The organism is Thermodesulfovibrionales bacterium (genome assembly GCA_035622735.1).
In the GTDB taxonomy this organism is placed as follows: Bacteria; Nitrospirota; Thermodesulfovibrionia; order Thermodesulfovibrionales; family UBA9159; genus DASPUT01.
The window spans coordinates 1-8995 of sequence record DASPUT010000185.1 but is presented as its reverse complement, the minus strand read 5'-3'; the positions used below and the strand labels follow the sequence as shown (position 1 = coordinate 8995).

Below are 8995 nucleotides of genomic sequence, written 5' to 3'. Positions count from 1 at the left end.
CCTTTTTTAGTACGCTCGTTCTGAACGGAATTAGAGGTTGAGCTGGATTCCCGTCCTTGCCGCGTAAGCGTTATCCGGGCTGCTACCCGCGGGCTGCTTCTGGGCAACCTGTAGCTGCTCCCAGAAGTTTCCTGCAAAGAGGTATCCGCCCTCTACCCACCAGTTAAGGTTCCGGTCTAGCTTATAGTTCAGCTTCGCATCGATTTCCCAACCGATCTGCTTGCTGCTCTGGCCGCCCACCGGGAACACGAACGCAGAGACCTTATTGGCGTGGAGCCAGTAGAACTGCATGTCGCCGGAGAGGTCCTTCGCGAGGTCTGCTGCTCCGCCCACCTTGATGTACTGGGTGTTACAGATACCGCCATACTGCTGGCCGCATGCGTTCACGGTGCGGTATTCATAGACATAGGTGAAATGCCTGTCCGCGCCGAGTGAGGTGACGAACGACGGAATGTTGTTCGAAGTCGCGGACGGGCCGCTTCCGTATGCCCACTCAAGAGAGAGCGTCACGGGGTCGAGCTTGTAGCTGCCGCCCAACATCGCAGCCCAGCCTGTGAAATCTGCCTTCGCGTGAGAGGCGGGATTTGCGTTGTCTACTTTGCCTGCCTGAAGTTCTCCGTCTCCCTTAAGAGCGAAGCCCTCGACGTTGGCATTGAGATGGAGGCCGAAGTTGTAGAAGTGGGTCGGGCTGTTCGGGCCAGGGCCGTTCGTGTAGAAAGGTCCCGGAGGTCCCGCCGCACCGACTGCCGCCGTGCCGAATGACCTCTGGTCATCGACATAGGTAGCGTCAAAGGCTGCGGACCAGCTCTTCGGAGCGTAGTTGAGGATCAACACATAGGCGTTGGCGTCGTCGTTCTGAATCGTGCTGCCTTCCCTGAACTTCGCTGTCAAGGCGACGACATGGAAGTCCTGAACAGGGTCTACAAAGAACAGGAGGGCATCATCGCCGAACTTCGTGTGGTCGAAGAAGAGACCGTTACCGAGGGCGAGCGGCATATGCCCGACCTTAACACCCGAAGGCACCCCGAAGAGGCCGGTTCCCGTATAGAGGATCCATGCCTGGAGGACGCTGAGGGCGCTGTGTTTGGCGTTACCGGCCACATAGAGACCTGTCGCGTACGAACCCTGACCGGGATAGTTACCCCAGATATTGAGGTCCTGAGACTTTGATGTCGCATCCTCATTGGTTGATTCCAGCTGGATCATACCCGTAACATTGGGTGTGACCTTCGCCTCGATCGAGAGCCTTACTCTCTCATCATAATACGCTTTGTGGTCTGGTAAGTTACTGTTGAAATCTGAGGTATTCTGCTGCACTTCGCCCCTGAACCTCAGCTCACCGCCGATGGTTATCTGGGTGCCGCCTGTCGCGACGACCGCCTGGGTCTCCGAAGGGATCTCGGCGTGAATCGCAAACGCGCTCGCTGCAAAGCCGAGCAGAAGCAATACACCTAAAAACAATGCTACGTAATGTTTCACTTCCTAACCTCCTGGTTAGTTCAGTATTTGTCCGCCAATGGCGGATGTACTCCCTACTATCCTATTCAGCTCTTCTTCTCTTTGTCTCTCGCTATCATCCCCTTTCCCTGCCCGTTTTCTCCGGATCATCTCCTGCTGAGAGGCTGTCTCGGGCAGTTTCTGCATCAACAAATTGTAAGTTTATAGCATGTCACCCAGCCGATGTCAAGTAAAAAACGTCAATCATCTACTGATTCAGCAATAACTATGCCATTGCTAACTTGCTGATAATAATAGGTTATAGTGACGGAAGGGAGATGCTATCTGTGTCGGTTTTGACACATGGGTGTGACAGGAATGACAGCATCGCCGGGCTCGTCCGTGTTGTAATATATGCGCCAAAAGGGTAAAATTACCTTTATTATGCGTAAAACATGGAAATTTGATTTCGACATCGCCAAGTACAGCAAGATCATAGAGTCCCGCCCGGAGAATTATTGCGCTTACAACAACAGGGGGATAGCCTATCAAAAGAGGGGTCAGCACACCCTCTCGATTGCGGACTTCAGCAAGGCTACCGAGCTGAATCCGTCATTTGTTCAGGCTTACATCAACAGGGGGAATGCCTATCAGGAGCTCGGGAGCTATGAACGTTCAATTTCCGATCTCGACAGGGCCATTGTGCTCGACCCGGGTAACAGCATGGCCTATAACAATCGTGGTTTTACCTTTATTCTCATGGGGAGATATGGGGAGGCCGAAAGGGATATCAGGAAGTCCCTCGAACTCAGCCCCAATAACATCTATGCGCTGAACAGTATGGCCGAGATGTACGCGGCGCGGAACGAGCCGCTTGAGGCCTGCAGGTGGTTGGAAATGGCTATAGAAAAGGGATACAATAACTGGCCCTATATCAAGACATCGAAGACGTACAATAATATCCGTAACGCTCCCTGCTACAAGAGAATCATTTCGAAGAAGTAAATGGCCTTCTCTTCAGTTAAGGGGTTCCATAATTGAGATGAAGGGCCTGATCGACACCGCAAGAGTGAGATCATCCTTCATTATCGGGCAGGGAAGCCTGTAGAGAAATCATGGGGATAATGCCGTTATTGCGTCTCAAAATCATCGAAAGGGCACTACTGAAAGAGCTGACTGTCACCTTTCTCATGAGCCTGCTTTCCCTGAATTTTTTTCTCCTCATGGAGAAGGTCTTGCGTCTGAGCCGGCTCCTGTCGGGTGTCGGGGCATCGCTTGCGGATATGGCGAGGATACTGTTTTACATCCAGCCTCAACTCATGCTCCTGACGATCCCGATGTCCCTGCTCCTCTCGGCTCTCCTCACGTACGGCAGGATGAATGCCGACAGCGAACTTACGGCGCTCAGGGCAGCCGGGATGCCGTTCAGGGATATTTGCAGGCCCCTCTTCGTCCTCGGCACAGGGTGTTTCCTCTTCGGTCTTCTCATCAGTTTCTCGATCAGCCCCTTGTCCGCATCGAAACTGAGAGACGCCCTCATCAAGATCATTATGCAGCGCGCGCCCCTCGCGATAGAGGCGGGGATCTTCAATACCTCCTTCAAGGACATTGTCATCCTCGTCAGGGACAAACCTGAACCGGACAGGATGAGAGGGATCTTTATCTACGACAGGAGAGACAAGAAGGAACCGAAGGCGCTCACGGCCCGCGAGGGGAGGATTTATGCCGACAGTGAGAACAACCTTTCCCTCTTTCTCAAAGACGGCTTTGTCCACATCGCAAAGGGTGAAGGTTCCCTCGAGATTTTTTTTGAAGGCTATAAACTCTCCCTGAACCTGATGGCGGAAGGGCCGATGCGGAAGAACGCCGAGATGACGCCAGGAGAACTGCTCAGGGAGGCTGCCGGGAAGGATCGGAGGGACAGGATATCGCTTCTCCTGGAATTCCACCGGAGGCTTTCCCTGCCCGTCCTCTGCTTCTTTCTCATGTTTCTCGGTCCGCCCCTGGCATTGATATCGGGGAAATCAGGCAGGCTCGGGGGACTCACGATAGGGCTGGCCGTCTTCACCGTCTTTTATATTATCCTCGTCTACGCCGAAAATACCGTTCGTTCGGGTATCCTGCCGCACTATGTGGGCGCATGGATCCCCATCGCCCTGCTCGGGGCATGTTCGCTCTGGGCCTTCCGGAAGGCGGGGTCACGATGATAACGATGCTCCAGAGATACTATCTGAAGGAATTCTTTCTCCTCTTCTTCATCATTGCCTTGGGACTCGGGTTCATATCGAGCATGATTGAACTCGTCGACAAGATCGAAGGGTTCATTCAATATAACCCGCCTGCGAGCAAACTCCTCCTCTACTCGCTCCTGAACGTCCCCCGGTACCTCCTTTACCTTATGCCGGTGGCGGCACTTCTGAGCAGTCTCTTCACCTTCGGACAGGCCGGAAGACGGAAGGAGACCGTGGCGATTAAGGCCTCCGGCGGAAGCATCAAGGGTCTCCTTGTCCCGTTCATCTATTGCGGCATTTTCCTCGCGCTCGCCGCTTTCCTCATGAGCGAGTTTGTTGCACCGAACTTCTCCAAGAAGGCACACCGGCTGAGTGATTCCATCACGAAGAGGGAGAAGATCCTGACCGTGAAGGAAGGGACGGCATGGTTACGGGCGAGGGACTGCATCGTCAAGATAGACTTGTACCTTCCCGATAAGGGAGCCATCAGGGGCGTCACGATCATGAAGATAGAGGGCGACATGCTTACGGACCGGATAGAGGCTGACTCAGGTGAGTGGGGGCCCGTGTTGGAATCTCGTGGAGACGATGGAAGGCGGTATTTGGAAGGACCTTCTTCCTCCCGGCCGGAGAGGGGTGTCTGGTATCTCAGAGGGGTAACGGATTACAACATCAAGAGCGGTACGGTCACGAAGTTCGGCGAAATCCGGTCTGATGTCATCGATTCCCCGAACATCATCGGCAGGGGAATGCAGAAACCGGAAGAGATGAACGCCCGGGAGCTCCTTTCCTACACGAAACGGTTGAGGGATGCGGGCATCAAGAACACGAGGCTTCTCATCGATATCCATTCGCGGCTCTCTTTCCCCCTGATCAATATCATCATGCTTCTCGTGGGAGTCTCCCTGGCGACGAGAGGGGAAATAAAGAGCGGCCTCATAACAACGGCGATGGGGATATTCATCAGTCTCTTGTACTGGTTGGGGTATACCGCCTGCCTTTCGATGGGGTATACGGGAATTCTCTCTCCGGTATTCTCCGCATGGCTCGTGCCGGTGATCTTCGGGGGCGTGGCGCTCTATCTGTTCGTGACGATACCGGAATAGGACTCGGATGGAATGTGCTATGGCGTTCGCGCTACTCCCCCGGGGATTTCTTGCTGTCGGCTGCAGGCACGACTTTGACTTCCAACGGGCGTACCGAATCGAGATGGACGTCTCGCTGGGGGAAAGCGATAGTGATTTTCGCGTCGTTGAGGAGTTCGATGATCCGATGGCGTATGTCGCTTAAGACTATGCGGTTATCCTGTCCAGGCTCCAGGTAGAGCCAGAAATAGACCGAGAATGTAAGCGCGTTCTCCTCGAATTTTTCGAGAAGTACAACGGGCAGGGGATCTTTCAGCACTGACTCGTGGTTTTCGACTGCCCTGAGGATCAATCTCGATACTTCCTTCGTGGGTGTACCATAGGCGACGCCGACAGAGAGCGAGTAACGCCTCAGCCTGTCAGAGAGCGTCCAGTTCGTCACCTTTTGCTGCAGGAACTGGCTGTTCGGCACGAGCAATTCCACACCGTCAAACCCGATGATATGGGAGTTCCGCATGCCTATGGACGTGACCCGCCCTCCCTGTCCTTCTATCTCAACAATATCGCCGACCTTAATGGAACGGTCAAAGAGGAGGATCAACCCGCTGATAAAGTTGTTGATGAGGTGCTGCGCCCCGAAGCCGATGCCGATCGCGAGCGCTCCGCCGAGGAAGGCGAAGACGGCGAGCGGGATATTCACCGAGACGAGAGAAAAGACGAGCACGCAGACGAAGAGCACGAGAAACGATACCTTGCTCACCTGCTGCGCCACATCTTCATCCTTCTTGAATGTCTTGATCACCAACCACTGTATCGGCCTGTTCAGGTGCCTCGCCAGCCACGTGCCCGCGATCAGGATCAAGAGCGCCTGCATCACCTTTCCGATGGTGACACTTATCGGTTTTGCGATCTTGGTGCCCTCGGCGATGATCGTCTCTTCAGCCACATAGAGTTCCGTATTCCAGATCTTTTTGATGAAAGAGAGGCAGATGGTCAGCGCTTCTCTCATGCGGCCGGCCACCGGGGCATGCTCCTGCCTCTCCGTGAGTTCATCGTTCAGGAGGTTTGCCAAACGTTCGACCCTCGCAACCATTTCAGCCGCTCTGAGCACTATCGCCTGACGCTCCTCGTATGCGCCGAGGATGATACTCTCCGTTTTCCGTTCGTCCGGCGTTCTTTCCGCGCGGGCGATTCTTTCTTTCTGATTCTGAATGAGGGTCGTCCAATTGAGGAGCCTAGACTGGATGTAGTCTTTCCAGGTGCGGGCGTTTTCGAGAATCCGCCGCATCTCTGCGGATTTCTCCCTGATCTTCATGAGGTCATCGTTTCGGGTAAGCCAGTAGCGGTCTTCCCACATCGTCTGGGCGGTATCGACCAGCTGGAGCATAAACTTCAGAATTTCGACCTTCGCGTTGGCGGTTTCCGTGACGACCTGTTGCGCGCTGAGCAAGGACTGCAGACGACTCAGGAGATCGATCTGCTTTTGGCTGGGGGGAAGGTCCGGCTTCAGTTCGGCCAGCGCCTTATTCAAGGCATCGCGCGTCTGTTGAAGATTCTTTTTCGCATCATCGTCTCTTCTCAGGCCCTGAATGATCTCCTTCTCGATCGGCCTGCGCTGGCTGTCAAGCTCCTGGAGCTTCAGTTCGAGGTCAGCCTTCGAAAAGGGAGAGACCCTCTCAGCTGCGCCCAATTGCTCTTCGAGAAACCGGATGTACTCCTTCTTACCGGCGAGAGCTTCCTCTGTTTCGAGCCTGCGGGTTTCGGCCGACGCCGCACCTGCCTCGTTCAGTTCGTTCTTCTGCCGTATCAGATCGAGGAGCCAGCGCTGTCTCAATTCCGAGGGGGTACCCTTGCTCTTGTCGAACCGCTCTTGAGCGAGACGCAGTTCCTTGCGGCTCTCCTTCAGATTCTTTGTAAACTGCCTGAGGTCCTCTCTTGCCGACGGGAGTCTCATCTCGAGGGCCTGCAAGTCGAGTCTCTGGTTGAGGATAGCGTCACGCAGGCTGTCGAGAAACGAAATGGGGAAGGGAGGTTTCTCCTTGAAGCCCTTCCAGGCCTTTATCTCCCCTGCATGGTCACTGTTTGTTTTCCGGATATCCCTCAAATCCCTCAGGGTCTTGACATGCCTGTCGAGTAGGAAGATGGTCTCGCTGATGATTCTCTGGCGGTTTCTTATCTCGTCGGGAGTTGCGCCGAATACTCCCCCCGCCTCGGATGCGACGGCCTCCGATGCCGCTGCGGACAGTTGACGGAGTTCGGCTATCCGGGATTCGAGCCGCGCTATCGTCTCATCAATATCTTCATCAGTCGACGGAAGTGCCGCCTGCAGGGGTGGCGCTGAGGACGTCCCTTTCTCCTGAATGATCGGGGGGAACTTCTGGGCCGATGCCGCCTGAGAAGACAGGAATCCGGCAGGGCAGAGGAGGCAGAGGACGACAAAGAGGCGAATCCCCCTTCGGATGCCGCCGCGACACGCCCGAGACACGCTTCGACTGAATGAAGTCACGAGAAGCGCCATGCTCAGACTAATCGAAATTCTTCCAATAGGGGAGCCATTTGAGAAGGATCTCCTTCAATGTTCCATCCTTCTTCCAGTTTCTCAGAACCGTGTTCACTCGGTCCAGGAATTCCTCGTCGTCCCGTCTCACTCCCCACCCGAGGTCTTCCTCGTTCAGCGGCTCCCAAAGGCCCTTTATTTCTGCCTCGTTTTCCGAGACGATCCAGACTATCGCAGGGGCGTCGTGAACAATGATGTCGATCCTTCTCTGCCTCAGTTCAAGAACAGCGTCTTTTATGTTCGGCACGGCCACGATTCTTATCGCCGGCGGAAAATTCTTTCGGACGTATGCTTCGCCTGTTGTGCCCTTTATCACTCCCGTAGTCGGAAAATCATCCAAGATACTCTTTACGGAAGTGTACTTCGATGCATCTCCCGCACGCATCGCTATCACGAGGCCGCTCTTGAGGTAAGGGTAGGTGAAATTGATTCTTACCTTTCTCGCATCGGTTATCGTCATGCCTGACATGATGATATCGGTCTTCCCTTCGAGGAGAGCGGGGATCTCCTGCTCCCATCCAAGATCCACAAATTCGAGAGGCCGGCCGAGTTCCTTCGCGAGCCGGCGCGCCATGTCTGCCTCCGCTCCCGAGATTTCTCCGTTCAGTCTGAAAATCATGGGAGGGGAGTCAGGGGTCACGCCGACGAGCAACGGGTTCGGTTTAGGGCCTTCGACTAAGGGAGCATCCTTCACTGTGGCGCAGCCGATGAAAAACGACGCGAGGAGAACGAACGGGGCAATTCTTCCGACATATCTGACCATACGCGCGCACCTCCTTTTGAATGGCTTCAAACGCGGAAAGGGCTGACCGGACCGATGGCCCTTCTGCCCCCTGCTGATCGAGAAAGAGCGGGACTCAGTGCAGCTCCTTGCCTTTACGATTATAATGGAAATCCGGAAGATAGTCCACGTCTGCGAAGCTTCAGACATCGTCTGTTTTGCAGAAAAGGAACGCCTACCGCGGGGAACCTGTCGGAACGGGAAGCGCGGCCGCGAATGATCGCTGACAGCGCGTCAGGGCCGTTCCCTCGCCCCCTGATGTCGAATATCATGCCCTCTCTGCGCTTCCTCCATGATCGCTACTCCGGCCGATGTCCCTATTCTCGTTGCACCTGCAGAGATCAACTCTTTGACCTGCGACAATGTCCTGATGCCGCCTGCCGCCTTGATCCCGCACCTGTTCCGGACGACGGTCTTTATGACGGCAACGTCCTCAATCGTCACTCCTGCGGGGCCGAAGCCGGTGGATGTCTTGACGAATCCCGCACCTGTTTCGAGGACCATCTCCGATGCCTTTCTCTTCTCCTCCCCGTCGAGATAGCATGTCTCGATGATGATCTTGTGGACGATTCCCCCGGTGGCGGCGATAACATCATCGATGTCCTTTGTCACGATATCCCAGTGGCCTGACTTCGCCATGCCGACATTCATAACGATATCAATTTCATCGGCTCCGGCAAGCGCGGATTCCAGTGCTTCAAAGGTCTTGACCTTTGTGAGGGTCATCCCGAGAGGAAATCCGATCACGGTCGTTGTCCTGACGGCGCTCCCTCCGAGGGCTTCCCTGGCCGCCCGGACATAAAAAGGATTTACGCATACGGAGAAGAAACCGTGGAGTCTCGCCTCATCACAGAGCCTTCTGATATCACCGGGGGTTGCATCGGGCCTGAGGAGTGTGTGGTCG

General features: G+C 54.9%; 7 protein-coding genes. 3 read left to right on the top strand and 4 right to left on the bottom strand.

Going from position 1 to position 8995, the window contains the following annotated elements:
* Nucleotides 1-30: 30 nt before the first annotated feature.
* Nucleotides 31-1479, bottom strand: coding sequence for an alginate export family protein (locus VEI96_09945; GenBank protein ID HXX58308.1), 1449 nt, complete (start codon nt 1477-1479; stop codon nt 31-33).
* A 402-nt stretch (nt 1480-1881) separates the two neighbouring features.
* Here VEI96_09945 and VEI96_09940 point away from each other — a divergent pair, with 402 nt between their 5' ends.
* The 3 genes from VEI96_09940 to VEI96_09930 all read left to right on the top strand — a co-directional run bounded on the left by VEI96_09940 (nt 1882) and on the right by VEI96_09930 (nt 4774).
* The gene (locus tag VEI96_09940) at nt 1882-2442 is read left to right on the top strand and encodes a tetratricopeptide repeat protein (GenBank protein HXX58307.1); all 561 of its coding nucleotides are present in this window, start codon (nt 1882-1884) and stop codon (nt 2440-2442) included.
* A 119-nt stretch (nt 2443-2561) separates the two neighbouring features.
* Nucleotides 2562-3644 (top strand): LptF/LptG family permease, encoded by a 1083-nt coding sequence (locus tag VEI96_09935; GenBank protein HXX58306.1) that lies wholly within the window; start codon nt 2562-2564, stop codon nt 3642-3644.
* Nucleotides 3578-4774: an LptF/LptG family permease gene (locus VEI96_09930; GenBank protein HXX58305.1), complete on the top strand. Its 1197-nt coding sequence runs from the start codon at nt 3578-3580 to the stop codon at nt 4772-4774. The genes VEI96_09935 and VEI96_09930 overlap by 67 nt, the downstream gene beginning before the upstream one ends.
* A 31-nt stretch (nt 4775-4805) precedes the next feature.
* Here VEI96_09930 and VEI96_09925 read toward each other — a convergent pair whose 3' ends face one another.
* The 3 genes from VEI96_09925 to deoC all read right to left on the bottom strand — a co-directional run.
* Complete coding sequence (locus tag VEI96_09925; GenBank protein HXX58304.1) at nt 4806-7271, bottom strand: mechanosensitive ion channel domain-containing protein; 2466 nt, start codon at nt 7269-7271, stop codon at nt 4806-4808.
* Between the two features lie 7 nt (nt 7272-7278).
* A complete protein-coding gene (locus VEI96_09920) occupies nt 7279-8073 on the bottom strand; it encodes a transporter substrate-binding domain-containing protein (protein ID HXX58303.1) in 795 nt (264 codons plus the stop codon).
* Between the two features lie 252 nt (nt 8074-8325).
* Nucleotides 8326-8995, bottom strand: a 670-nt coding sequence (gene deoC, locus VEI96_09915; protein HXX58302.1) for a deoxyribose-phosphate aldolase, incomplete at its 5' end; no start/stop codon positions are given.